The 24,074-nt window shown below is 38.1% G+C and carries 28 protein-coding genes and 1 pseudogene; 2 read left to right on the top strand and 27 right to left on the bottom strand.

Annotated elements, in window-relative coordinates:
• Positions 1–1,671, top strand: coding sequence for a ribonuclease J1 (rnjA, locus tag CC204_RS17065; RefSeq protein ID WP_088271274.1), 1,671 nt, complete (start codon positions 1–3; stop codon positions 1,669–1,671).
• A gap of 142 nt (positions 1,672–1,813) precedes the next feature.
• Here rnjA and CC204_RS17060 read toward each other — a convergent pair whose 3' ends face one another.
• Entirely contained in the window at positions 1,814–2,263 is a 450-nt protein-coding gene (locus CC204_RS17060; protein WP_088271273.1) for a universal stress protein, read from the bottom strand.
• A 168-nt stretch (positions 2,264–2,431) separates the two neighbouring features.
• On the opposite strand from CC204_RS17060, the gene CC204_RS21420 reads away from it, so the two are divergent.
• The gene (locus CC204_RS21420) at positions 2,432–2,581 is read left to right on the top strand and encodes a hypothetical protein (RefSeq protein WP_088271272.1); all 150 of its coding nucleotides are present in this window, start codon (positions 2,432–2,434) and stop codon (positions 2,579–2,581) included.
• 189 nt (positions 2,582–2,770) lie between these two features.
• On the opposite strand, the gene CC204_RS17050 is transcribed toward CC204_RS21420, so the two are convergent.
• From CC204_RS17050 to CC204_RS16925, 26 genes and pseudogenes are all read right to left on the bottom strand, one after another.
• Positions 2,771–2,971, bottom strand: coding sequence for a cold-shock protein (locus CC204_RS17050; RefSeq protein WP_069636133.1), 201 nt, complete (start codon positions 2,969–2,971; stop codon positions 2,771–2,773).
• A gap of 146 nt (positions 2,972–3,117) precedes the next feature.
• Positions 3,118–3,276: pseudogene (locus CC204_RS17045) on the bottom strand (JAB domain-containing protein); the annotation flags it as partial.
• Between the two features lie 173 nt (positions 3,277–3,449).
• The gene (locus tag CC204_RS17040) at positions 3,450–4,196 is read right to left on the bottom strand and encodes a peptidoglycan amidohydrolase family protein (protein ID WP_088271271.1); all 747 of its coding nucleotides are present in this window, start codon (positions 4,194–4,196) and stop codon (positions 3,450–3,452) included.
• Entirely contained in the window at positions 4,183–4,380 is a 198-nt protein-coding gene (locus CC204_RS17035; protein ID WP_157894316.1) for a phage holin, LLH family, read from the bottom strand. The genes CC204_RS17040 and CC204_RS17035 overlap by 14 nt, the downstream gene beginning before the upstream one ends.
• The gene (locus CC204_RS17030; RefSeq protein WP_088269057.1) at positions 4,373–4,894 is read right to left on the bottom strand and encodes a phage holin family protein; all 522 of its coding nucleotides are present in this window, start codon (positions 4,892–4,894) and stop codon (positions 4,373–4,375) included. The genes CC204_RS17035 and CC204_RS17030 overlap by 8 nt, the downstream gene beginning before the upstream one ends.
• 103 nt (positions 4,895–4,997) lie before the next feature.
• Positions 4,998–6,344, bottom strand: a complete 1,347-nt coding sequence (locus CC204_RS17025; RefSeq protein ID WP_088271269.1) for a BppU family phage baseplate upper protein — start codon at positions 6,342–6,344, stop codon at positions 4,998–5,000.
• Positions 6,345–7,097: a hypothetical protein gene (locus CC204_RS17020; RefSeq protein ID WP_088269947.1), complete on the bottom strand. Its 753-nt coding sequence runs from the start codon at positions 7,095–7,097 to the stop codon at positions 6,345–6,347. It lies immediately after the preceding gene.
• Positions 7,098–7,111: 14 nt separating this feature from the next.
• Positions 7,112–8,767 carry a BppU family phage baseplate upper protein gene (locus CC204_RS17015; protein WP_162288364.1) on the bottom strand — a complete coding sequence of 552 codons (1,656 nt, stop codon included), beginning with the start codon at positions 8,765–8,767 and terminating at the stop codon, positions 7,112–7,114.
• A gap of 17 nt (positions 8,768–8,784) precedes the next feature.
• Complete coding sequence (locus CC204_RS17010; protein ID WP_227011189.1) at positions 8,785–11,451, bottom strand: phage tail spike protein; 2,667 nt, start codon at positions 11,449–11,451, stop codon at positions 8,785–8,787.
• Positions 11,433–12,188: a phage tail protein gene (locus CC204_RS17005; RefSeq protein WP_088271266.1), complete on the bottom strand. Its 756-nt coding sequence runs from the start codon at positions 12,186–12,188 to the stop codon at positions 11,433–11,435. The genes CC204_RS17010 and CC204_RS17005 overlap by 19 nt, the downstream gene beginning before the upstream one ends.
• The gene (locus CC204_RS17000) at positions 12,188–14,662 is read right to left on the bottom strand and encodes a phage tail tape measure protein (RefSeq protein ID WP_088271265.1); all 2,475 of its coding nucleotides are present in this window, start codon (positions 14,660–14,662) and stop codon (positions 12,188–12,190) included. The genes CC204_RS17005 and CC204_RS17000 overlap by 1 nt, the downstream gene beginning before the upstream one ends.
• A 14-nt stretch (positions 14,663–14,676) precedes the next feature.
• Positions 14,677–14,802, bottom strand: coding sequence for a hypothetical protein (locus tag CC204_RS21720; protein ID WP_257790119.1), 126 nt, complete (start codon positions 14,800–14,802; stop codon positions 14,677–14,679).
• A gap of 95 nt (positions 14,803–14,897) precedes the next feature.
• The gene (locus CC204_RS16990; RefSeq protein WP_088271263.1) at positions 14,898–15,404 is read right to left on the bottom strand and encodes a hypothetical protein; all 507 of its coding nucleotides are present in this window, start codon (positions 15,402–15,404) and stop codon (positions 14,898–14,900) included.
• Between the two features lie 3 nt (positions 15,405–15,407).
• Positions 15,408–15,980, bottom strand: a complete 573-nt coding sequence (locus CC204_RS16985; RefSeq protein ID WP_088271262.1) for a major tail protein — start codon at positions 15,978–15,980, stop codon at positions 15,408–15,410.
• A gap of 12 nt (positions 15,981–15,992) precedes the next feature.
• On the bottom strand, positions 15,993–16,310 hold the full coding sequence (locus tag CC204_RS16980) for a hypothetical protein (RefSeq protein WP_088271261.1): 318 nt from the start codon (positions 16,308–16,310) through the stop codon (positions 15,993–15,995).
• Positions 16,307–16,705 (bottom strand): HK97 gp10 family phage protein, encoded by a 399-nt coding sequence (locus CC204_RS16975; RefSeq protein WP_088271260.1) that lies wholly within the window; start codon positions 16,703–16,705, stop codon positions 16,307–16,309. The genes CC204_RS16980 and CC204_RS16975 overlap by 4 nt, the downstream gene beginning before the upstream one ends.
• On the bottom strand, positions 16,698–17,021 hold the full coding sequence (locus CC204_RS16970) for a phage head closure protein (protein ID WP_227011188.1): 324 nt from the start codon (positions 17,019–17,021) through the stop codon (positions 16,698–16,700). Before CC204_RS16970 ends, CC204_RS16975 begins: the two co-directional genes overlap by 8 nt.
• Positions 17,014–17,292 (bottom strand): phage head-tail connector protein, encoded by a 279-nt coding sequence (locus tag CC204_RS16965; protein ID WP_088271259.1) that lies wholly within the window; start codon positions 17,290–17,292, stop codon positions 17,014–17,016. Before CC204_RS16965 ends, CC204_RS16970 begins: the two co-directional genes overlap by 8 nt.
• A gap of 2 nt (positions 17,293–17,294) precedes the next feature.
• Positions 17,295–17,507 (bottom strand): hypothetical protein, encoded by a 213-nt coding sequence (locus CC204_RS16960; RefSeq protein ID WP_088271258.1) that lies wholly within the window; start codon positions 17,505–17,507, stop codon positions 17,295–17,297.
• A gap of 14 nt (positions 17,508–17,521) precedes the next feature.
• Positions 17,522–18,817 (bottom strand): phage major capsid protein, encoded by a 1,296-nt coding sequence (locus tag CC204_RS16955; RefSeq protein WP_088271257.1) that lies wholly within the window; start codon positions 18,815–18,817, stop codon positions 17,522–17,524.
• Positions 18,796–19,392 carry an HK97 family phage prohead protease gene (locus CC204_RS16950; RefSeq protein ID WP_088271256.1) on the bottom strand — a complete coding sequence of 199 codons (597 nt, stop codon included), beginning with the start codon at positions 19,390–19,392 and terminating at the stop codon, positions 18,796–18,798. Before CC204_RS16950 ends, CC204_RS16955 begins: the two co-directional genes overlap by 22 nt.
• A complete protein-coding gene (locus tag CC204_RS16945) occupies positions 19,389–20,591 on the bottom strand; it encodes a phage portal protein (RefSeq protein WP_088271255.1) in 1,203 nt (400 codons plus the stop codon). Before CC204_RS16945 ends, CC204_RS16950 begins: the two co-directional genes overlap by 4 nt.
• Positions 20,592–20,606: 15 nt before the next feature.
• The gene (locus tag CC204_RS16940) at positions 20,607–22,382 is read right to left on the bottom strand and encodes a terminase large subunit (RefSeq protein ID WP_088271254.1); all 1,776 of its coding nucleotides are present in this window, start codon (positions 22,380–22,382) and stop codon (positions 20,607–20,609) included.
• A 6-nt stretch (positions 22,383–22,388) separates the two neighbouring features.
• A complete protein-coding gene (locus CC204_RS16935) occupies positions 22,389–22,751 on the bottom strand; it encodes a P27 family phage terminase small subunit (RefSeq protein WP_069663376.1) in 363 nt (120 codons plus the stop codon).
• Positions 22,752–22,847: 96 nt separating this feature from the next.
• Positions 22,848–23,177 carry an HNH endonuclease gene (locus CC204_RS16930; protein WP_088271253.1) on the bottom strand — a complete coding sequence of 110 codons (330 nt, stop codon included), beginning with the start codon at positions 23,175–23,177 and terminating at the stop codon, positions 22,848–22,850.
• Between the two features lie 190 nt (positions 23,178–23,367).
• The gene (locus tag CC204_RS16925; RefSeq protein WP_157894315.1) at positions 23,368–23,985 is read right to left on the bottom strand and encodes a sigma factor-like helix-turn-helix DNA-binding protein; all 618 of its coding nucleotides are present in this window, start codon (positions 23,983–23,985) and stop codon (positions 23,368–23,370) included.
• Positions 23,986–24,074: the final 89 nt, after the last annotated feature.

Genomic DNA, 24,074 nt, shown 5'->3' with positions numbered 1-24,074 from the left:
ATGAAAGTAAATATTAAAAATAATGAAACCGGCGTTTTTGCAATCGGCGGATTGGGCGAAATCGGAAAGAACACTTATGGGGTTCAATTCCAAGATGAGATCATCATTATCGATGCCGGTATCAAATTTCCGGAAGATGATCTATTAGGAATCGATTATGTTATTCCAGATTATAGCTATATCGTCCAAAACTTGCATAAAGTTAAAGCGTTGATCATCACACATGGGCATGAGGATCACATTGGAGGCGTACCATTTCTTTTGCGTCAGGCGAATATCCCAATCTATGCTGGTCCATTAGCCTTAGCTTTGATCACAAATAAATTGGATGAACACGGTTTGTTAAGAGATGCTGATCTACATGAGATCAACGAAGATACAGTCATCCGTTTTCGTAAAACATCCATCAGCTTTTTCCGTACAACGCACAGTATCCCGGACGCTTTAGGTGTTGTCGTTAAAACACCATCAGGTAATGTCGTTGCTACAGGAGATTTCAAGTTTGATTTCACGCCAGTCGGTGAGCCTGCAAATCTGCACCGTATGGCTAAATTAGGTGAAGAAGGCGTATTATGTCTATTGTCAGATAGTACAAATGCCGAAATTCCAACCTTTACAAAATCAGAAAAAACAATTGGCTCTTCTATCTTGAAAATATTTGAAAAAATAGAAGGACGAATCATTTTTGCCAGTTTCGCTTCAAATATTTTCCGTCTTCAACAAGCAGCAGATGCTGCTGTTAAGACTGGACGCAAAATTGCCGTCTTTGGTCGAAGCATGGAAAATGCGATCGTTAATGGTGAACAGTTAGGCTATATCAATGTGCCTAAAGGGACATTCGTGGATGCCTCTGAATTAAATCAGCTTCCTGCTGGAGAAACGATGATTTTATGTACTGGATCTCAAGGTGAACCGATGGCGGCACTAAGTCGTATCGCTAACGGTACTCACCGTCAAATCTCTGTTCAGCCTGGAGACACCGTTATTTTCTCAAGCTCTCCAATTCCTGGAAATACAACAAGCGTTAACCGCTTGATCAATCTACTTTCAGAAGCGGGTGCTGAGGTGATCCATGGTAAAATCAATAATATCCATACTTCTGGTCACGGTGGACAAGAAGAACAAAAATTGATGTTGCGTTTGATGAAGCCTAAATACTTCGTTCCCGTTCATGGTGAATTTAGAATGTTGAAAATCCACGCTTCACTGGCACAGGACGTTGGCGTTCCCGCAGAAAATTGCTTTATCATGGAAAATGGCGACGTCTTAGCTTTAACAGCTGATGATGCCCATATCGCTGGTCATTTTAATGCCAATGATGTCTATGTTGATGGGAATGGTGTGGGAGACATCGGAAATGTCGTTTTACGCGACCGTCGTATTCTTTCTGAAGAAGGACTCGTTTTAGCTGTTGCCACAGTTGATATCAAAAACAAAGAAATTTTAGCTGGTCCAGATATTTTATCACGCGGCTTTGTCTATATGAGAGAATCAGGAGAAATGATCCATGAAGGTCAGCGTTTATTGTTTAATGCGATTCGTGAAGCTCTCCGTGATGAAAACTGTACAGAAGCAAAATTATGTGATGCGATTTCAGCTGCTTTACAGCCATTCTTATTTGAAAAAACAGAACGTCATCCAATGATTTTACCAATGATCATGACGTCATAATCACTATTAAAACAAAAAGGGACTGTCTGGAATTATTCCAAATAGCCCCTTTTTTTATTGTTCTTATTTAAGTTTTTTGCTATATCTTCAAATATTTATAAAAAGATAGATAACTTTCTGATTGTTCATTTATTTAAGTTACTTACATTGTATGATTGACCACCAGTACGTTGGCTTTTGTATGATTGACGACATAAGAAGTTGTTGAGCCTACCATCATTCGTTGGAATCCATTCAACCCAGTTCGACCAATCACAATTAAGTCAATCGGTTCTTCAGATTCTGAAAAATCAGCAATCAATGTTTTAGGATATCCATACATCACATACGTGAACACATTGATTACACCAGCATCGAGAGCCTGATCTTTGCGTTTCTTCATTTCTTCTTCTTCTTTTACCCGCAGTTCTTCCATCACTGTACCCATCGACATCGTTAATTCGCCAAAATAGTTGCCCATTTCTTCAATCACATATAAAACATGTAAAGCAGCATTGTTTCGTTTAGCGATCTTGGTTGCTTCTTCAAATGCTTTTTCAGCCTGCTCGGAACCATCTACAGCAACTAAAATATTCTTGTACGATTCGCTCATGATAAAAACCTCCTTTGGTTGTAGCTTTATTATACAACGAAAAAACGCTTTCAACAAAAAAATTAGAATTTTTCTCTTTACAGTTTAGACAAGTCATGATATAGTAATCGTGGAATTTCGTTATCAGATATCGCCGCCTTTCAAAGAATTACGAAAGGAGAATGAACTATGACATTTGGTAATAAAGTATTAAAATACCGTGTAGCACTTGATACAGAGAAGAATTTGTTTATGGCTATCGATGCAAATAACCAAACAAATGTAGCTTATGGTATCACAATTACACAAGCAGTAAAGAAATTGAAAAAATCTATTTAAGGAGTTACAACCTAAATGAGCGATTCAAGTTCTAATACGATCTAAAGGCATCTAGTGGATGGATAATCACAGATGCCTTTTTTGTTGTACATTTTTATTCTATCCCCAACAACTTCTGACTTTATATTTTACAAGGGAATCACAACAAAAAAACATCCGACTTTCGTCAGATGTTTTGGAATGGATGAATTAGTTTTTTTCTACGTTAACTGCTTGAGGTCCACGATCTGAATCTTCAACATCGAAGCTTACTGATTGACCTTCTTCTAAAGTTTTGAATCCGTCTCCTTGGATAGCTGAGAAGTGTACGAATACGTCGCTTCCGTCTTCGCGAGAGATAAATCCAAACCCTTTTTCTGCATTAAACCATTTTACTGTTCCTTGTTCCATTCTTTGTTCCTCCTCGTGCTTAAGCACTAAATATTGTAACATTGCCCGTGTACGATAGAGGGTTTTTTAATAAAAACTTCTATATGCCCCAAACAAGATTACACATACATTGTACATGCGAACCTTTATTTTTGCAAGAATTCTAATTAGTCTGCAGCGAAAAAATTTTCTTCTCTCATACTGACGTAAGATTGTTCTCCGATAATGATATGATCAAGCACTTCGATTCCCATCATTTTTCCGCATTCCTGCATTCTTTGCGTAAAATGAACATCACTTTCAGACGGGACTGGATTACCACTTGGTTAATAGCAATTAGAACATATAATTATATAAACAAAAAACTCCTACCTCGTGAGAGATAGGAGTTAAAGGAGTTATTCCCAAAAGGGAAAATGAAAAAGTGTTAAGTTAGGGTTGTTGTTGGTATGACTTAAATATACTACCCTAATATTCAAATTGCAAGAAATCGATTCCTTTATTTGATTTCTTTTGAGGATTTTTCCAATTGTTTTAATTGGTAGTTGTCATGATTAAATCGCATACGTGCTGTTGAACGTCCATATTTTTTTAGCTGTGCTTCTGCAGTTGCTACTGCTTCATTCGTTGGTAAATACCAACGAGTCAAACCATTCATAAACCAAATCTCTGTTTTACCATTTTTTCGTGTCACTTCGTAAATATACATTTCGTCATCTCCTAAATTTTGTGTTGGTGTTTCTGTGTTTATATTTTCATTACTATTATTGTTGTTGCTACTACTACTTGTCTTTAATCGCCATACTTCAAAATAGCTAGGTTGGTTAGTTGCCAAGTAATGATCGATATTATGTTCAGATACTGCAGTTCCTTGTTGGCCGCCAGTCCAATAGTCTACACTGATAAAATCATTTGCATTTTTCATTGTTCCGACGTGGCCGCCAGCTCCGGCGCTATCAGCCATACTACGTCCCCAACTCATCATAACAATGTCGCCTACTTGAGCATTCCATTCCTGGTTAACTGCGATTCGCTCATAGTCGTTTTCCTTTAGATATGGTTCAAGTGTAACAGTGCTATACAAATACGCATAAGGTTTCCCGCCTGCATCCTTAATAGCTTGTGTGATTGATCCGGAACAATCTGCAGTTCCATCCGTTCCATTACGTGACCCGTACATCGAATAGGTCAACATTCCTTTTCGAACATCAAACCAAAGTACAAGTTGTTTGTCATTCGCTGCCATCAGAAACAACCTCCTCAATCAGATCATCGATTTCTTTATCAGACAGAGATAAATCCTTGTTCTCATTCAAGAAACGATTGATTGTTGCTACAGCGGTCCTTTTCTTCACTTCATTTGGTACTTCTCGTTTTGCCATTTCAGCAACTACTTTTACAACTTCATTTTTGACGATTTCTTTACTCATGTTTTTCATCCTTTCGATCAGGAAAATATTTGTCCATCTTTGCATACACTTCATCATGCAGCCACTTCAAACTCAAATTAAAAAGCCACATTGGATAGTTTTTCTCCCAGCCCAACACTGTTGCATTTGCAACAAAGGAAGAAAAATTATGATAAATAAACGCTGCAGTAAAAACTGTAAAAATAACTGAATGTGTGCCGATCAAAAAATCGATGCAGTAGCAAATACCACACACGAGGAAGATTAGACCATCTCTAATAAGTGAATCAATGACAACCTCTGTCTTTTTACGAACAACATTTGATCGTTGGGCTAGCATCCGCCCGGTGATCCAGTCCAACACCAAAACAGCTAATAACAACCCAATCAATACCGTATGCGACACCGTCCACTCATCCGAAAACACCCACTGTGGAATAGACAATACAGCTGCTCCCATGATGCCAAAGAACCAGCTGTTATCTCTCCCCATTTTTGTAAGTTGATCTCTTACTAATTCTAAAATCTCGTTCATTCTTTCTCCTACTTTCCAAAAATTATTCTTGCTGCAATAAACATGAGTACCCAAAAAGGAACGGCCAACAAGCAACCATTCCTAAATCCTTTATTAAATTCCATTACTTCACCTTACTTTCTAGCGCCGTTACTCTTGCGGTCAACGCATCAAACTCACTTTTTTTAACATACAAATCGGACATCTTGAATTTGATCCGATATTCAAGATAAACCTGATCAATATTAACCACACTAGGTGCAGTTCCATCACTAGGCGGCGCATATAAAACAACATACACACACCCATCGTCTTGTATTCGTTGCCCTGTTTGGTTTTTATACTCTAACATAGCGATCTTATTCGTGGTGTTTGTGGCTCCACCGTGCCAAGTCGTTCCGTATATCTGTAAATTAACTTGGTAGCGAGACGTCCCTGGTGTGGTAGAACTTGCTCCGCTACCGCTGACATAAGCAACAGGTCGAATCGTTCCATCGACTAGCTTTCTTGCAGTGACAACTTTTTGAGCCAGTGTTGTTGCTCCTAAAGATTCAAATAGACCAGGATTCTTATACTCAATATCTGCGATTAAATCAAACCTGCTGCAAACTTGTCTTTTTTGATCTGCAACTTTCGTTTCCGTTGTATAAATTTTATTATCTAACTCTGCTGAATCGGAATAGGATGTTGAACCTATTTCGTAATCAAATTGGTTAGGATTTAACGTATCTTTCCCCATATTTGAAAACATTCTATGAGGATTCTCGACAACACTAGCTGATACCTTATTGATAAAGTTTGCGGCCGTTTGTATAAGAATTTCCTTACCGCTAAAAATACTCGATAGATCACTAATGGTCACAATATCTTGATTAATGATTTTTTGTTGATTATCATCTACCTTTACCATTAACTGATTCATCGTGTCTGCAGCTGTTGCCAATCCCTCGTTGACTCCTGATAGTCCATTGGTCAGACTTTCAAGTTCTTGATCTACTTTTATTTGTAAAGATATAATCACATCGTCTAATGATTTGAAATAGAATTCCTCTATTTTCGGGATATCCTGATCGATCGCAGAACGTACCATTGTAAAACCATACTCGGCTAAATCGATTTGTTGGCCATTCTTTAAATCGAGATAGACATTCATGATCACTCTTCCAGCATACCCCTTCAATCGATCCGTAATGATATAAGATATTCGCCTACGGTGACTAGCTTCGATGGTAGCTGTATCTTCAATTTTCTTGACTACCCCATCTTGCGTAACAGTTAAAAGTACCTTGATTGTTTCGATATCTTCAAAATCTAGTTCAAAGATTTTAGGAGTCGCAACCGGAATGATCAGCTTAGATACATTGTTGTCATATGAATAAACGACACTCTCAAGAGTTTGTCTCTTGTGAGCGCCGTTGGTGATTGCTGCATCCGGAGTGACTATTTCCTGTTTAAAGTAGTTTGTACTCATTTAAGCCACTCCTTCTATTTTTCTTATTCTCAAATTACTAGTTATATCTTTCATTGTCCCAAGATCAAGACCTTTGTTTTGTGTGACTGTTAGTTGAGTATGCGAATTCCTAGTAATGCGGATTTCAAATAGGATAGCTCCAGCTGATCCGTTAAACACATCAAACTCACGCAAGTTAAATGATTGATTTGATTCGAATTCTTGGCAAATTCTTGATATCCCATCGTCAAGCTCATACCACACTCTAATAGTTTTAAAATGCGTCATGTGCTGATTTAGTGTAATAATATCCCCTGCATTTTTTGCTGTGCCAGCCCAAACTTCCTGAATCCGCGGAAGATATGTCCAACCTTCCGGATTGTATGAAGAGCCGTCTGTGTGCATCGTGTAATACCATAATCGACCTTCATATCCTTCGGTTAACCATATTTGTTTTCTAGCTCCACCACCTACTTCTATTCTTAAATGGATGAAAGCACCCGTATTGCTCAATCCTCCCGGCAATCCGCTGAAATCGGCGTATGTCTCATACAGCCCAGGCGGAATATCAAAAACAGAATTGTATTGCCTTAATGCACCTTGGAGTCTAATATTTTTAGCCCCTTTGAACACTTCCGGCGTAGCGAAGCCGTTTGTATGTTCATTCGCCGGCTTGTGAGCTTCCAGCTCATTCGACCCGATGTGATTCTCTAACAATAGAATTAGTTTTTTTACTGTAGGAAGCAGGTTCAATTCTTTTATATCAAATTTCATTTTTCATCGCCTCCCTAATACGTAAATGATCGATTGGTTGCCCGACCGAAACCAAATACATCTACTTTTTTAGCTGCAGTATCTACAGATAAGACAGACCAACAATCTTCTTGAGGTGTGTCAATTAATGCTGGATCACTAAAGCCACCATTTAAGCAGCGCATTTGTGTAAATTTGATACTTTCGCCGATTTGATTAAATCCTTCATCATGCCAATGTCCGCAAATATAACCGACTAAGTTACCCGGTCCTTGGTTAATGAAGCTTGCTGTAAAATCGACCTCATGATCAGGATAAACGCTTTTGATTGGCACAGTCGTTCCGAGCTTAAAGGCTTCAAGAATTTTTATAGCACATTCTCTGTTGTCAAAAATCGTTTCATGCAACGGGCAATGACCAAATACGATGACATGGTAATCGTTAGGTACTTTTAGCGCTTCGTTCGCCAGCCATTTAAGTTGCTCCTGCTGCATAGCGAAATGATCGTGCGATCCGTATTTGTATGTTCCATCAGAATTAAACACGCTTTGGTTATTGTCGTTTGTGTTCAAACCGATAACACGGATTTTCTTGTCTTCGAAGTCTTTGTAAAAATACAAGCTATCGCCGTTTCTTACTTCGTCAAACAATTTTGTTTTCGTTTCGTAGAAATCTTTGAACTCTTCGTTGGTGATAATGTCACCTGGCATGACTTTACCGATATCACGTTTAAACGGTGGCGATCCGTTGTCGTGGTTGCCCAGATTTACAAACGTTGGAATGGCGGCAGATCGTATTGCTTTAATGCCGAATTTCCGTTGTTGTTGTTCTGAAATATCTTTATCTTTAATGTAACAATCTGCATTGTCGCCGTTGTAAATCGCTACATCCGCTAAGTCTTGTAAAGACTGCATGTTGGTTATATGCGACCAAAACATATCAGCGTATTTCCATGATGTCCGTCCGTGGCCATAGTCCGTGTGAATATCGGTCATATGCAGTACATTAAATTTGGTTCGATCGATTTTTTGTCGCAACAAATTTAGAGCAGAAGAAAAAACAGGTCTTGGTGTTTCCCCTCCGATTTGCAACGCTGCATTTGTTTGTAGTGTGCCGTTTAATTCTTCTTGTTGCTTCTGCAGCTCGTTTATTCGGTTGAGCAGTGCGCCTCCTGGATCGATCGATTCTAAAAGCTCTTTGTTGTCAGCGACGTATTGTCGCCAATATTCAAGTTCTTTCTCAAATTCTGCATTTCCGTTTGCGAAAGAATCATTTAATTGATTTAGCAGGTCTTCCAAACGCTGAATATAGGATTCTCCATTCATTTCCATTTTCAGGATCGACGATTGAATCGTATATACGAAATTTTGGGTAGTGTCTAACAGAACGCCGTCTTCGTAGATTTCGAAGTATCCCTCTTGATCACCAACCCTTTGCATACAGTCATCATCCATCACAAATTGAAAAAGCCCTTCTTTGGGCTTCAACACAGTTGCTTCTTTTTCAACTAAAATGTGTGGTTTGAATTTTGTACAAAAAAGTACCCTTGCGCACGTGAGATCATATGGCACACTATTTCGCACCACTTTAAAATCAAATATTTCACTATTCTCATTGCCTTGTCTCACCTGCATAACACTTAAATGATTGTATGGTTCCGTTGTACTTAATGTACCCGCCCATTTTGACATGTGCATTTTCCTTTCTTTTAAAATGTAATAACATCACGTGGATTGATTCTTGATGTCGCAGTTGAACCGCCTCTTCGAACTTCGAAGTGCAAATGAACACCTGTGGAAGCTCCCGTAGTCCCCATTACACCAATAACAGTAGCATTGGTTACCTTATCCCCTTGTTTGACGTTTACACTGCTCAAATGTCCATAGTAAGTGTAGTAGCTGTTACCATGATCGATCATGATGTAATTTCCTTCTAAAGCAGGGTTGTTCCCTACGGTCATGATGGTTCCTGAATTGGCCGCATAAATATCGGGTGTGCTACCAGCTGGAACAGAAGCCAAATCAATGCCGCCGTGAATGCCTGCAGCACCTCCGCTATTGTAATCTGGTTCATCCCATTCTTGCGTGACTACATAATTTGCTCTAACTGGTGAAAGCCATCCAGCGGTTGGCGGTTTCAAATCCTTCAACTTGTCATACCAATATTGCGCTTGAGTTCCGCGGATTGGTTGATTGACATCTTTCGGATGTTCGTAAAATGCAATAAAGTAATCAGCAGCAAGTTTTACATCTTTCAACTGTGTAAATTCTCTGAAAGAAATATTTGCTAAGTCCGGTCGTTCGTAGTTAGGGAACCACTGAACATTATTTTCCATTTCCCATTGAATTCTTTGACATTGCGCATCTAACGTTCGATAGTCAAGTCCGCGTTCATTACACCAGTCAACAAGCTTAGATTTAGGTGTCCATTGCACAAGACCATATCCACCGCCACCGCTAATTTCGTCAATATCCGGCATGATCCCTGATTCTGATTGCATATTCCCCAACATTCCGGCAATCGATTCAATCGACCATCCTTTTTCCTTGAAGAATTGCCATATTGCCCAAGCGTTTTTTTCTTGGTCCGTCGTCAGTTCGGGTGGCACTCCGCCGCCTCCACCTCCACCGCTGCCATTTCCTCCCGGTTTAACCTCTTGTCCATCGATAAACAGTTTTCCTTTTTCGATGTACAAATCACCTTTAACATGTAAATCTCCATCGTGAGTCAACGTCCCGTAAGTATTTAACAATTCTGCATCTCTTTTTGAATTGTACGGAATTTCCAATACTTTCGCGCCGTCGCCGTCAGTTAGCATAAAAAAGTTCCCTTTTTCTAAAATTACACTTATCCCTTCCGCATCTTTACTACTTACAGGGGTAATTCTTCCTATTTTAGTTTTTCCGTCCCAACCAATAAAGTTAATTCTACCTTTTTCGATCTCGACCCCAGTGAAACTTTCTTCAAAAGAAGTTCGGAACATGATCCCTTCTAAAATTCCAGACTTGATAAAGCTTGCATTTAAAATACCATCAATTGTCCAACCATATTCAAAAGGTCCCTTCCAGCCTTTTCTAGAAAAACCAATACCTTGGCTGTTTATCACAATAACATCTTTTGCAGTCTCGATTGAATCTGTATCTAAATAATAAGTGGCATATGGTCTATTTTTAGGGTATTGATATACTGCACCTCCATCCACACCGTTTATTAAATCAGTAATGTAATCAACAAACGAACTAGCATATTGCTTCGTCGGCATTGTTTTCATTGTTTCTTCTAATTTTTTTACTTGATCTTCAAAAAAAGTAAATCGCTCGTCACCGGCCGAAATTTCCACGACTTTTTCAAGTAAACTATCATATTTGATTGATCGGACTTTAGCTGTAATATCGACTTTTGTCTTTTGGTGAATAACTGTGAATGTATCGCACAGCGAAAGCTTTCGGAAACTGGCGAATTTTTTTGTTTTTGAATTCTCTTCAAGTTTACGGACATTCACTTTTAACTGACATGACGGCTTATCAACTCCCGGATTCATTGAAGTAAAATAGTTCTTCGCTACTTTGTTGAGACTAGATTTATCTGTCACTCCTTGATCTTCTGTAAATTGGATGTATCTAGAAAAAATCTCTCCTTCGTAATTTCCGATATATTTACTATCAACCGGACTTCCGTAAATCCTTTCAGTTACTCCTTGGTCATTTTGTAGGTCGGCATATGGTAAAACCCTAGTCAATAATCCTTCATAATTAAAATCTACAGTCAAACCTTCCAGGTCCTTGCCGTAGCGCACCGTTGTTACATTATCCCGTCCTCTCCTTTTCAATAAAGAGAGTTTGAACGGTTCGTGTTTTATTTCCCCGCCCCACAGTTGCAACATAGAGCCTTGCGATCCGCCGATACAGCTCAATGGGTTTGTAACTTCAAAGGTAGTACTTGATCGGGTTGTGATATTTGAGTGAAGTTTGATATCCGAACTAGCATCCATACCGTTTTCGAGCATTTTCATTGCTTCTAAACCAGTTTTATTCGATATAACCACATTGCCAACAGCACGCCTGCCCAAACGATTTGTTCTTGATTTCGCTTTTACAGTTAATGTTTTAGTAAACACATCCATAAAATGATCATAGATATCGAAAATCATATAGTCATCTTCATCGTTAGGCTTTGCTTTTATCTGATAACCGTACTCTTGTAAATAATCGGCATATTTCGCATTTGTCGGAAATTCAAGTTCTGCTTCATATTGCCCGTTTTCCTCTTCAGTGACAATACAGCTGATGCAATCACTCAAAAAACCAATGCCAGCATTTTCGTAATTTGTTTCTTTTGGTTTAAATAGCGTTGGTGTCATATTTTCGTTCGCCACCTACCTTTCACTACTACACTTTTCACGTCTCCTACCCAAGATATTTTATTTTCTCCTGGTATAAACTTAGGAAATTCTCTTGAATACATTTTGCTATTTTCGTTGATCATTCCATCGATCGTTTCTTTATAAACCTCTTGTATTTCTTGATCACAATCAATCTCAATGAACTCTTCAATGCTTTTTAAAACTAATTCGTAGTCATTAATTTTTATCGTAACGTCTCCTTGCCCATAAATTTTAAAATATGGTTCCGAAGAATATCTCAAAGGGTTTTCCAAAGTAAACGGCTCGTTAAATACTTGTGCTTGATTTCCTCTGATAAGCATTTTGAATGGTGCAACACTTAAATCAAAAGAAAAAGGCACGCCAAGTCCAGTACCTCGGTGCCCTTCAAAATTTGGCTCATTCGAATTGATTACATAATAAATGAAATCAGGATCATAATATGGTGTAAACTCAACGTATTCACCTTTCGTATCGATAAACTCTGTTACTATATCTTCTAAAACGGCGATATCAAATTTGTTTTTCGCTAAATAGAAGCAAGACAAAGATAGTGTTGCGTTCGTGTAATATTCCTTGTCTACTGGTATCAGTCTGTTTACTCCAGCGACTTCTTTAAGTTCCACGACTCGTTTCGCCTTCGTTTTTTTCGGCCTTGTACGGATATAGGAATGAATTTCTTTACTATGTCGACCATTAAGCCAAAAAGTACCATCTTGCATGATCGTCATTACAACCCACCTCTTCCAAACGGATTCTTCTGTGTTTTAAGTTCAGTAAATCGGTACATAAAGTACTCAGCCATTTCATCCATCGTTTTTTTAGGTAGATTCCCATAAGCGTTTAAGTGTAGGTGAATTTCATCACCCGACCCACCTTGCATCTGTTCCGCTACTGCAGTTCGAATATACCCCATTAACTGATCAAGAGGTGCAATAGCTTCTTTTCCTGCTTCGCCACCACCTAACAACTGATTGCCATTTCTGCCGAAAATCGTCGGTTTCGTTAAAATACCACCATCCGCAAACCATTTCACATCTAGACCATTTGGATAAGAGATTTTTTTCCCGAAAACAGTCTTTTCACCCATTTTTAAGCTAAAATGCGGCAACTTAGGTAATGTTATCTCTGGAAATTTCAGTTTCAGTTTGTCAAAAAATCCTCTAACGACATTTATTTTGTCATTGACTGTTTTAACGATTCCGTTCATTTTATCAGTAAAGAATTTCGCTACCCCACCAATGGCATCTCCTGCGCCTTTACTGATTCCTTTCCAAAAATCGCCCATCCATTTACCAAAGCTATCCCATTTTTCTTTTAACCAGTCAGATATCGCACCCCAATTTTTAACAATATTAATTACTGCAACGATTGCTGCAACAACTGCGAGGATAATCAAAATCAATGGGCCTAATGCGGTTGCACCCAAGGCACCGACAACAGCCATGATTGCTGTAATCAACGGAGCAATACTGGTTAACAGAACAACTAGACCGCCCAATATGACGATAAACTGCTTAACTGGTTCCGGCATAGCTCCAAACCATGAAGCTAAAGTTTGGATAATGGGAATCAATGCATCCAGTATCGGAGCAAGAGCTTCTGCAATAATGGCACCAAATTCAGCCATCACATTTGTAACGTTATTCATCGCTACTTGTTGACGATCGATAGGATCAAGCGTTGCCTCGAAAGTGTCTTCAACTGTTCCATTTACATTTTTCACTGTTTCTGCTAATCCTTCAAAATTCAAAGAACCACGTTTTATAGCATCTTCCATAACGCCAGCGCCTTTAGTTCCGAAGATTTCAGCAGCAATTGTCATTGCTTCGGTTTGATTAGCAGCACCATTAATCTTTTTGCTTGTTTCTTCTAAACCTTGAGATAACGACTTATTGTCTTTGGCATATACGACACTAGCTTTCGATAAATAAGAAAGCATTTTACTAGAATCAATACCGGATTGCTCGAACTTACCCATCAAGGCGACGCTTTCTCCAAAACCTAATCCTAATTGTTTGATTTGTGGAGCTCCTTTGATCGCTTTATCGAACAAGTTATCGACGGATTGACCCGTATTTTGCGCCGTTTTTGTCGTAGCATCCAACACCATGTTAAAATCTTCATTCGTAAGACTGTATGCCTCGATGGCTTTTCTAGCATTGATTGCAGAAGAACTGACATCAGCTTCATTTATATTCGCAAACTTTAAAAGGTAGTCACTCGATTCTTCGAGTTTATCGTCCATGAAACCGAATTGAGTGTTCATTTCTCCGACAGCAGATCCGACATCCGAAAAAGAATCAACAGGCAAAGAATTGGTTAAGTTCTTATATGTCTCTGTCATACTGTCAATCGCTTCTGCGGATGCGCCCGTTTTAGTGACGATTATATCCGCACCATCATCTACCTCACGAAACGCATCTTGAGCCTTTCCAGCGAATTCTTTGATTTTATCACCAGCTGCACTCAATTGTTCGGCTGCTGCCATCATATTCCCGGAGTTTAACTTTGAGCCGATGCCTTCCATACTATCGCCAGTCGTATCTGCAGTAGAAGAAAGTTCTTTAAGCTCGTTTTTTACATTCTCGATCGAATCGCCATCATCGATTTTATCAAGTGATTCTTTCATTTCTTTTAGATCGACTTCACTACCTAAAGCTGATTTACCTATTTTATTGATAGCTACTTCCAAGTCATCTGAACTGGCTTTTCCGTTTTTGATAGAATTTACAAGTTTATTACCTAAAATATCTTGATAATCCTCAATAGATGTTCCTGTAGCTTTGAACAACGAATCAAGACGGCTAGTATTTTGACCTAGCCTTTCTTGTTCCGTTTGCATATTCTCTATTTGACCCTTGTAGCCTTTTAGCGCTCCTTCGGTAGTAGCGAGTTCGCGCTGAAAAGCTCGATACTGTTCTGCACCGATATCTCCATTTTTATAAGACGCTTCAACATCCGCTTGGGCACCTTTTAACGCTTTTAATTTATCACTAGTGTTCTGAACTTGTTCTGATAATAGTTGCTGCTTTTGTGCCAATAGTTCAGTATTACCAGGATTCATTTTCAGCAATCGTTCAACTTGTTTCAATTCACCCGAAACTTTAGTCGATCGAGTTGTGATATCTTTTAGACCACTTGTGACTCCTTTTGTATCAGCATCTAATGCAATCGTAATTCCATTAATACGCTTGTTCGCCATTTTTTCACCTACCTTTAGAATGCATCAAAGTCAGCTTGAGTCGCTTTTCTTTTCTTCGCTGATCTTTTACCACTATCATCATCACTTGTTTTTTCATCGATCCATTCTTGGATATAATCAAGACATTGTCCAATGTCCATTAGTTCCATTTCCTGAATTGACAATCCGATTTCTTTGCAAATAAAAAGAAATGATTCCATTGTGAGTAATTCATCACTCGAAGCCATTTCATCATTTACTTTTTTTTAGTTCGCACGCTAGCTTCCAGGAGCTCTGCAATTTCCGGCAGTATTTCTTCAAGTGGCATCGTTTCGAAATCATCCAGCCATGTAAAAGGATCTGGAATGTTCTCGTCTCCTGACTTGGCCATAACCCAAATGAAATTGTAAATCACCATTGTATCAAGATAATGTAAATCTTCGAACGAAATTTTTTCCATATCAAAAGCCGCTTCACTACTTTTTTCTGATTCAAGAACTGCTTTAATAAGTTGTCCCTTATTCATTTTCGAATAACCTTCAACATTTTTTGATTTCAACATTGATTTTAATTTGTCATTGCCAAGCTCTTTTAGTTCCGATTTTCTGCGCTCGTTTTCTTCATCGCTTCCACCTAAAACTTTAGAAAGTTTCAACAAGTCGGCGAAATAGTCAGTACCGAATTGCATTTTATAGCGCAATGGTGTAGCAGCTGACGTCCTCAACCGAACTTGTTTCCCGTCAATGGTTATTGTTTTTTCCATAAACTACGCCTCCGCAACTTTCTCATATACTGCAGTAAACCAATTATCATAAACAGTCGGTTTCGTACTTTCTTTTGTTTTCGTTTTTACTGCTTTATCGTTTGGTCGTGGTGTAGCGTTAAAACTCAATTCAGTTGTATTGACATTTTTCCCTGTTGCGCTACCAATTCCTGGTCGATTCGCCGAACAATTATATAGAACGTGACGAACTGCTTTTGCATCACCTTCAAATTGGAATAGTAAAGCAAAAGGACTTGAAGAACTGTTTGACCGCTCTGTTTGCACTCCGTCTTCATCATCGATCTCTTCCCCTAAAATATCGACAAGGAAATCATCCGGCACAAGTGCTGCTGTGAATGTTCCTGTATATCCTTTATTATCTGGTGAAGAATAATAAATAATGTTATCTGCTTCAAATTCAATTAAATCGCCATTCACTTCGAGATTTAATTCTGTTGCACCTGGATATTGTTTGGGTGTTTCATAGGTCATTGTTCCATCTGCAGCAATCACTGCTTTCGCATAGTAACAATTTTCTAAACCAAAGGTCACAATATTCTTTTTCTCTTCTTGCATTTCGTTTTCCTCCTACAAAATAATTTCATATAGTATTTCGTGCATTTGTTCGTCTTCTATAAATCGCTCGAACGCATCCCATTCTATTTTATGTTGATCCAAAATAGCTTCTAATTTCGTTTCAGCTGGAATATTTTTCAAATTACTATATAGCTCGATCGTCACGTTGATCTGTTTATAATAGGTTTTATTATCAGCCTTCAAATTATCAGTGTCCTCTTGATAATACAAAATATATGGAAGATCAGGGGCTTCGCCTGTCGGCCATTGACGATAACCAACTTTTAATCCTGTTTTATCTAGAATCATTTTCAATTCTTCTAATGTCATCGTCTCACCGCCTTCTCTACAGCTGTCATAAATTCTTGCACTGCTGTTTCTTCTACTGGAGCAATATGTTTAATTGGTTTCGATCTGCCACCGTTTCTTAACGCGTGATCATTTTCCAACAAATGAGTGAGTTGATAGTCTGTCGCATTATGCACAACATAGCTTAACGAGTGCCATCGTGAACCATCTGAAATCTTTTTCACACGCCAACCTTTCGCATATTTCCCTTTCCGCTTTGGACTGGATTCGCTTATTTGTTTAGCAGCTGCAGCGGAGATTCTTTCAGCTTGTTCATCAATTTCATGTTGAACCTCTTCTGTGTATTCTAATAAACTTTCATGAATTGCCTTTGATAGATCATTTGGCTTAATCTGCGAATAAGACTTTTTAGCCATTTTGATCACCGATTTTTTGAGTACATTTCAGTTCAAGTTCTTCTTGATTAATTGGGTATGTATCAACTACTCGAAGTTTCTCCCCTTCATAAATCAAAGTGGCTTGTCCGTCATATTCGTAAGGATGAACAATTAAAATTTGTTGCAATTTGATTCCGTTTTGTCCTGCAGCCCAATGATCAGACCGACTAATAGGTCTTTTACAGCAGCAAACAACTTCCTTCTTTGGTGTTTTTTTAATCGGCTGCCCTAGTTTATCTTCCGTATAAACATCTGTTAATAAGGTGACCTCATCATCCCAAGTCAATTCATTCATCTTTCTTCACACCGCCATTCTTTAAAATCAAGTTGTGCAAACGATACTGAATATTTCTTGGCATAGTACCTTCTCCGCGTGATCGATACCGCCATGCTGCATAATCAACAACGAACATTAAATGATTATTGTCTGATTCATCAATCGTTAGACCTTTTTCATTGGTAAGCTCACTGACAATACTTTTCAGAATAGCTTGTAAATAGGTATCTCGATTATCTTTCGAGATACCTAAGTTCGCTTTTAGTAGAGGTAAAGCTAATTCTTCCATGCCTACTCCTCCAGTTCTTCCGCTTCTAACTCTTCCGTTTCCTTTTCTTCCTGATCATCTTCTTCTAAAATAATTAGCGGCTTGCCTATTTTGTTTTTTTCAGTCGTCAGCTCTGCTAAGCGTTTCTTTGATTTTTTCCCGGTGTATTCATCACCTATTTCATAGATTTTATTGTTATCCTGTAAATCTCTAAATTTTTCAATCACTGTATACATGCTATTCCCTCCTTTTATGCACCTGGTACTTCACTTTCGATTTCTAAAGTAACTTGAACAAATGCAGCGGGTTCAACTGGTTTCCCGTCGTAACGACCAACACCACGAATAGCAGTTTGATAGTCACGGAATTTATAATGTTGTGAAGAATCGATTTTTGTTTCTTCTCGTTCTACAAGTGTGTATTTTTCAAATACTCCAAAAATCAATTTGTCTTTAGGAATATAGTTGTTAAACACGACTGGCAATCCTAAAAAGTTAGGTGCATTAAGGTTTGGCAACTGTACAACATCTTTGCCGCCGCTATCGACATGTAAGGTTAATGCAGCAATTCTTTCAAAGTACGTTTGACGGTGCATCGCTACTGCAATATCTCCCGTTGCATCCTCACCAGTATCGATTTTACCAAGATGAGGAATAATTTCTGCATACGCTGGCTTTGCTAAAACTTTATTTTCTGTCGGAATTGCTGGAATGATTCCAGCTGGTTGTTTTTTCTCTTTTCCTTCACCGACTGCAATTGCCTTATCAATCCCTTTAGCGATTGAACGAGCAATTCGTTTTGTAAGATAATCATCCAAATTAAGAATTGGTTGTGCATCATCTAATAGAGAATTATCAATATAAACGATACGACCGATTAAGAATCCGTCAAATTCAACCGCTGATAATTCTGAATCGTCATCTTCTGGCAAGGTGACTCCACGCATCTCCATCCAAGTTGCTTCTTTTGTATCTACATCAAGAATTAATTTTACTCTACCTTTAGCTACTACCAAATCAACTAATGGATATAGTGTCGTAAAATCACCAATTCTCTCGCGAATTCTCGACATCACAAGGTCAGGAACGATGATTTCGTTGTCCCCACCAGCTGGTAAAACATTCCCTGCTGCACGTGATTTTAATTTAGAGCGAAGTTCTGTATAAAAATCAAGAACTTCTCTTGTTAAATAGTTGTCTCCTAAATCTTGAGTTCTTGTTTGTACTGTATTTGCCATTGATCGCACATCTCCATTTCCTTTATCATCTTCCGGTTCTTTTTCTTCTAGCTCTTTCAACTCTGTTTCTAAATCCTCAATTTCCGCGACAAGCTCTTTTTCTTCTTCTTTTTTTTCATCAATTTCTTTTTGAAGTTCCTCGACTTCTTCTTCAACTGCTTTGATTTCATCATCTGTTTCAGCTTCTCCGATCGCTGCTTCCAAATCAGATTCCCGTTTTTTTAATTCAGAGAAGGAAGAACGTAATTGATCCAACAAAGATTTACGTTCCTTGATTTTTTTATTTACTAATAGTTGTCTAAGTGCCATGATTTCATCCGCTCCTTAATATTTTGTTTACGCTCATTTCTTCTTTTTTCATTCATACCGTTTACTTCTTTGCGCCTTGCCTCAACCTCCGTATCTTCATAGGCTGGAAAAGTTACAACAGAAACTTCAAATAGTTCAATTTCCTTGATCGTCCATTTAACTGTTCCATCATCGCGCCATTCTGTATCTTCCTCCAATACACGAAAACCGAAGCTGCACTGATCAATGTCGCCACGCTTTACTCGTTCATACAAATTGACTGCGTCTGAATCATTTTCATTGATCAAGATTTCTCCAAACAATCCTTTAGAATCAGCAGTTAACGAAAGAGTTCCAGCTTTTGTTCTTCCTAAAACCTTTGAACTATCATGATCAAACAAAGCCCGAACATCGTCAGGAATCGTTTTACACGCCTCCGGAACGATTTCTTCAAAAGCGCCCGGCCATAATTCAGTTTCTGAATTGAAAACAACAAAATAGCCGGCTATTTTCTTTTCGCCAGCTTCTTCGCTATCTCGTGTTTGTAAACTGCTTACTACACTACGGATTTGCCTCTCTTTACTTCTTGTGGTCATTCGTCCTCTTCACCGCCTTTATCTAATTTCTTTTGATCTCCTATCATTCCTTTTGGAATATAATTTTCAAGAATGACTAGTTCGTCCAGTCCCTCCATGAAATCAAAATCAACAAGTCCTCTTGCTTCGTTTCCAGTTGCCAACCCCATTTTATAGAGGTTCATACCTAAATTCCCTAATACTTCTAAATCATAGGCGTATAGACTTCTAGCATTACACCTGAAATACCATTTCGGATTTACAAGCAAGTTTTTAGTTAATGTTTGTTGGAAAATTTGAGCAATCGACATGATTTTTGTTGTAATGAAATTATTGTATTCATCTTTGTTATAGGCTCCAACGCCTAAGAAAAAAGCCGGAACTCCTAAAAGTCCAGCAACTGTCTTTTTATCGATTTCAACAGCATCATTAATGGCAATATCATTCAGCGTCAATGGTTTTACTTGCTGCACCTCTATCATTTCACCTGGAACGATCCACGGTTTTCCTGTTTCTGATCGTGTTAAATACATTTCTTCAATTTTCGTTCTGCCTTCTTCGTTGGTCAACTCTTCCGTTTCCCCGTCTACCTTAACTATGATGTTTGGCATATACTTAGAACCCATAAAGGCCCGTTTTGTTGCGGTCGCTTGTTTAAGATTCTGAGTGATATCTTTCAATGTAAGGCGATATCCCGTTCCTTGCCAAGGTTTCTCCGGATCAGGATTGATTGCAAAATGGATAACCTCGTCCGGATCAAAAATAGTTCCTTGATAACTGACTTTATAAGATAACCCATCTTCAATGAAGCTGACTTTTGAAGGAGCTAACGGTATCAATTCATCAATTAAACCGTTTTTAATTACCGGCCAAACAATACTATTCCCGTCACCAGGTAGCAGCATTGAATAAACAATCGCATATACCCAATTTTTTCTAGTCATTACAGAGTATGGATTGATATCTAATTTGCGAGATAATTCATTTTTTACTCGAACATCGCCTTCTGGAGTATTTTCCATCAAATGAATAGTCATGTTTGAAACTAAGTCAGCAATCTTATCCACTGCGATTTTCACTTCCGGATTCTCACTCAATCGAGTATATCCTGAAACAAATAATTCCTTGGCACTGTCCGAGATAAAAAAACCTACATTTGAATCATTTGTTGGTTCTGATCTAATTTTTGCTTTTCCAGTTTTTCTTTTCCTTTTACTCATATGCTCTATTCCTCCCTATCCGCCACCTAACCAAGATTTAGCAGCTTGAGAAATTCCAGTATCTTCCAACATTTGACAACAAGCGAAAACGCCAGCATCGAATACATCTATTCTATTCACGCTGCCATCGCCATCTACTTTTTCATATTGGATCATATCATCTGTCTTTTCTATTGCTCGAACGTTTTGGACGCAATACTCAAATGATTCATTGCCTACATAATAGAATTCAGCATTTTTCACTTTTCGTTCAATGTGCCTAAAACCTTCTGATTTCCTCCAAAAATACTGCGGTTGGTCAACGATTCTAAATTTTGCTTTTTTCATCTTTAAGAAAAATTCTTTTCCGAACTTTTTATCAAATCCGACCTTCTTTATCTTGAAGCCTTTGCTTTTCATTAGAACGAACCAATTAACTATATCATCGTAACTAGTTGTCGGAGTATTTGACATTGTCAACCACCCGTCTTGTTTCCACCCGAAAACTGGAATATTGTCTTCTTCTGCTTTTTTAGTTGCATTCACTATCGGGAAGAAAGCTTGAGTAATCACGATATCAACTTCTTTGCCTTTAAAATTATACGTACCATAAATAGCACCAGCAGTTAAATCGTGCATTTTGGATAAATCCGCACCGCCATACCAACTAATAGGCAATTTAGCTAATTCTTCTATTGACCAGTTATACTGATTGTCGCTATAAATGAATTCATTAATATCGAAGTAGGCTTTCATCGAATTTGTAAATACATTCAACGTTTTATTGAAAAATTCTCCTCGTAATTGCGGATCATTCATTGCTTGCTCTGCATCTTTTATTAATTCTTCCAGTGTTACTGTCACACCAACAGAAGGATTTGCCATTTCAAGAATTCCAGGATCAGTATAATCGGGTATCTCACCTTTTTCATCTTGATTCGCTTTACATATAAAAATGAAATACGAATCATCAATGACTGTGCCATTCAGCACTTTTTTACAATACTCAAGACGTTGTGCAAGAAAACCGTTCGGGATATCTCCTGCTGTTGAGATACCTAATAACAATTTGTTTCGGTACGCTTTCTGTGCATTTTTCATCAAAGAATACTTCTTAGCCCCAGCACGTTTCCAAGAATGAAGTTCATCCAATATCAATAAATTACAGTTCAAAGAATCTAGTCTATTTTCGTCTGCAGCAAGTGCTTGTAAATATCCTGACCCGTTTGCTTTCCAATCAAATGAGATAGAATGTTCAGCATTATTATCTCGGATTCTAATTTTGTTTTTTCGTGCAGAAGGTTCAATATTCTTTCTAAGAAAGTCGAAAGCCTCCATTGTCTGTTTCAATGAATTTGCTAAAAGATAAAGTTTAGATCCTGCTTTTCTTTCTAATAGAATCATCGCCCAACTAAAAGCAGCCATAAATGCAGTTTTCCCTTGCTTCCTAGGAATGAATATTAATGATTCAACGAAACGCCGCATATTTGTTCCTGGAATAAAAAATCCCAACAAATTTACTACTACATAAATTTGCCATGGCTGTAATATCAATGGTGATCCCGGCAAATCATTTCCTTCAATATCTTGTCCTTGAACATGTTTGATCGTTCCTTGAATCAGTCCGATAACAAAATCAACCTGATCTTGTCGGACATCCCATTTGTCTGATTCAAGATCATTTAGGAATCTCTGACATTCAAGAACCTTCTCTTCACATGCAACTTTTTTCCCTTCGACAATCGACGTTGCATATTCAACAGCGACTTTGAAATGCGGAGAATCAATTTTCTTTAGACTATTACGAGCCATGTTATTTTATCCGCCCATTTTTTCAAGGAAATTGGCTAACGGATTATCTCCGTCATCTTCTCCGGAAGTCTTTCTATTTTCTGCCGCTTTTGCGTTAAGACAGAGCCTGTCGCTGTATAAAACGATGTCTTTTCTTAGACTTTCGAGAGATGCAAGAATCGGGCTCTTTTTTACACTGTTTGTACCTGAAATAACAAAAGTTCTGCTCCCATCTTTTTCGAACTCACGCAATTGAAAATAATATTGATGAACCAATCCGGCATAAATGCTAATAAGCCTATTGTATTCAATTTTGTAAACACCTAACGATTTCATTTGTTTGATCGTATCGCGTTTGATTGTCTCTTCTTTTGGCACATTTTTTACCATGATTTTTTCACCTCATTTTCTCAAAAAAAATTTATGGGGGGCGGCGCATTTGGAAGATGTTCCCATCCTCGGTTCCCAAAACTATATTTTTTGTTTTTAAATTAGGGGGGGATTTGATTTTTTTCTTTTCCATTTTTCAAACTCCTTCCTTCTTTTTTTCTGCCAGTATTTTCCCTTAGCAGTGATAGAGTGATCTTTCCTACTATGGAATGTATTGTGTGCCTCACCCGTTACCGGAAGTAAATTCCAATCAACTAACGCTAGTTCAGGATAAAGCTCTAATGGATAAATATGATGAACTGTTTCAGCATCTACCGTGGTTCCGTACCTTAGTGTTTGCTGACATGTGTATTCATATTTCTTTAAGATGTGATTCTTTTTCTTTATCCATCTTTTGCTTTTGTAAAAAGGATTTACTTTCTTCATTCTGATTACCCTCTTTCTTTACTTGTGCTTCGGCAATCTTAATAAAGATAAGAGGTGGTGTTTTTTTAGGAAGCATTAGTCCTCTCTCCTTATTTTTTGTAATCAAAAGAGACACCGCTAATAACGCGATGTCTCTTTTCCTCTTTCTAGCGATAAGGTAATTTAAGAATGGCACTATGTGAGTAGTCCATTATTTAGCCCTCTCATATATAGGTGGCTCTTGTACGGCAAGAAATATATTTCTTTTAAGTTCGTGATTTCTAGTCAACTTTTTCATGCCTCTGTTAATATAACTTTGGACTGTACTTCTACCGACATTTAGAAATTTAGCCGTTTGATTATACGTATTCCCTTCGCCGATAACAGATATAATTGCATCCCGCTCTCTCTCAGACAAAATAGACATATACTCCTTTAAAATCTCAGACTGATCATCTGTCAACTGCCCATAATCTTCTCGCAGATACTTCATCGATACCCTATCAATATCTCCCCAAAGTTCTGTCCGCTGATAATATGATCGTCTACTTATTTCTTTGTTATATCCTGGTTGTTTTGCAGTTTCCAGCCATTTAATTGAGTATCGAGTATCAGAGATAATAGGACTCAATCTTTTCGCTACCGCTCTATATTCTTCATACTCAGTATAAAATTCAGCAGCCATTTCCCATTCCTGATTCTCTTCGCATTCTTTGGCTAATTTTAGATAAATCTTTGCTCGATCGTTATGATATTTGTGTACAGCAAGAACTGGTTTTAAGTCCTCTTTGTATTCTGCCGCTAACTCATCCGCATATTTGTATTTCATCCGACATCCTCCTATGTACAGAAAAAGAGGACACCTCAGCAAACGCATATCACGCTTACTAAAGTGCCCTCCAGCTTTCTGGTCAGACA

This window comes from Enterococcus wangshanyuanii (genome assembly GCF_002197645.1).
Taxonomy (GTDB): Bacteria; Bacillota; Bacilli; order Lactobacillales; family Enterococcaceae; genus Enterococcus_L; species Enterococcus_L wangshanyuanii.
The sequence above is the reverse complement of the archived record's forward strand: the minus strand, read 5'-3'. Positions and strand labels throughout refer to the sequence as shown.

Bases quoted from the DNA above. Each gene is read 5' to 3' on its own strand.
- rnjA (WP_088271274.1), top strand. From the start codon at position 1: ATGAAAGTAAATATTAAAAATAATGAAACCGGCGTTTTTGCAATCGGC.
- CC204_RS17060 (WP_088271273.1), bottom strand. From the start codon at position 2,263: ATGAGCGAATCGTACAAGAATATTTTAGTTGCTGTAGATGGTTCCGAG.
- CC204_RS21420 (WP_088271272.1), top strand. From the start codon at position 2,432: ATGACATTTGGTAATAAAGTATTAAAATACCGTGTAGCACTTGATACA.
- CC204_RS17050 (WP_069636133.1), bottom strand. From the start codon at position 2,971: ATGGAACAAGGAACAGTAAAATGGTTTAATGCAGAAAAAGGGTTTGGA.
- CC204_RS17040 (WP_088271271.1), bottom strand. From the start codon at position 4,196: ATGGCAGCGAATGACAAACAACTTGTACTTTGGTTTGATGTTCGAAAA.
- CC204_RS17035 (WP_157894316.1), bottom strand. From the start codon at position 4,380: ATGAGTAAAGAAATCGTCAAAAATGAAGTTGTAAAAGTAGTTGCTGAA.
- CC204_RS17030 (WP_088269057.1), bottom strand. From the start codon at position 4,894: ATGAACGAGATTTTAGAATTAGTAAGAGATCAACTTACAAAAATGGGG.
- CC204_RS17025 (WP_088271269.1), bottom strand. From the start codon at position 6,344: ATGAGTACAAACTACTTTAAACAGGAAATAGTCACTCCGGATGCAGCA.
- CC204_RS17020 (WP_088269947.1), bottom strand. From the start codon at position 7,097: ATGAAATTTGATATAAAAGAATTGAACCTGCTTCCTACAGTAAAAAAA.
- CC204_RS17015 (WP_162288364.1), bottom strand. From the start codon at position 8,767: ATGTCAAAATGGGCGGGTACATTAAGTACAACGGAACCATACAATCAT.
- CC204_RS17005 (WP_088271266.1), bottom strand. From the start codon at position 12,188: ATGACGATCATGCAAGATGGTACTTTTTGGCTTAATGGTCGACATAGT.
- CC204_RS17000 (WP_088271265.1), bottom strand. From the start codon at position 14,662: ATGGCGAACAAGCGTATTAATGGAATTACGATTGCATTAGATGCTGAT.
- CC204_RS21720 (WP_257790119.1), bottom strand. From the start codon at position 14,802: ATGGACATTGGACAATGTCTTGATTATATCCAAGAATGGATCGATGAA.
- CC204_RS16990 (WP_088271263.1), bottom strand. From the start codon at position 15,404: ATGGAAAAAACAATAACCATTGACGGGAAACAAGTTCGGTTGAGGACG.
- CC204_RS16985 (WP_088271262.1), bottom strand. From the start codon at position 15,980: ATGCAAGAAGAGAAAAAGAATATTGTGACCTTTGGTTTAGAAAATTGT.
- CC204_RS16980 (WP_088271261.1), bottom strand. From the start codon at position 16,310: ATGACATTAGAAGAATTGAAAATGATTCTAGATAAAACAGGATTAAAA.
- CC204_RS16975 (WP_088271260.1), bottom strand. From the start codon at position 16,705: ATGGCTAAAAAGTCTTATTCGCAGATTAAGCCAAATGATCTATCAAAG.
- CC204_RS16970 (WP_227011188.1), bottom strand. From the start codon at position 17,021: ATGAATGAATTGACTTGGGATGATGAGGTCACCTTATTAACAGATGTT.
- CC204_RS16965 (WP_088271259.1), bottom strand. From the start codon at position 17,292: ATGGAAGAATTAGCTTTACCTCTACTAAAAGCGAACTTAGGTATCTCG.
- CC204_RS16960 (WP_088271258.1), bottom strand. From the start codon at position 17,507: ATGTATACAGTGATTGAAAAATTTAGAGATTTACAGGATAACAATAAA.
- CC204_RS16955 (WP_088271257.1), bottom strand. From the start codon at position 18,817: ATGGCACTTAGACAACTATTAGTAAATAAAAAAATCAAGGAACGTAAA.
- CC204_RS16950 (WP_088271256.1), bottom strand. From the start codon at position 19,392: ATGACCACAAGAAGTAAAGAGAGGCAAATCCGTAGTGTAGTAAGCAGT.
- CC204_RS16945 (WP_088271255.1), bottom strand. From the start codon at position 20,591: ATGAGTAAAAGGAAAAGAAAAACTGGAAAAGCAAAAATTAGATCAGAA.
- CC204_RS16940 (WP_088271254.1), bottom strand. From the start codon at position 22,382: ATGGCTCGTAATAGTCTAAAGAAAATTGATTCTCCGCATTTCAAAGTC.
- CC204_RS16935 (WP_069663376.1), bottom strand. From the start codon at position 22,751: ATGGTAAAAAATGTGCCAAAAGAAGAGACAATCAAACGCGATACGATC.
- CC204_RS16930 (WP_088271253.1), bottom strand. From the start codon at position 23,177: ATGAAGAAAGTAAATCCTTTTTACAAAAGCAAAAGATGGATAAAGAAA.
- CC204_RS16925 (WP_157894315.1), bottom strand. From the start codon at position 23,985: ATGAAATACAAATATGCGGATGAGTTAGCGGCAGAATACAAAGAGGAC.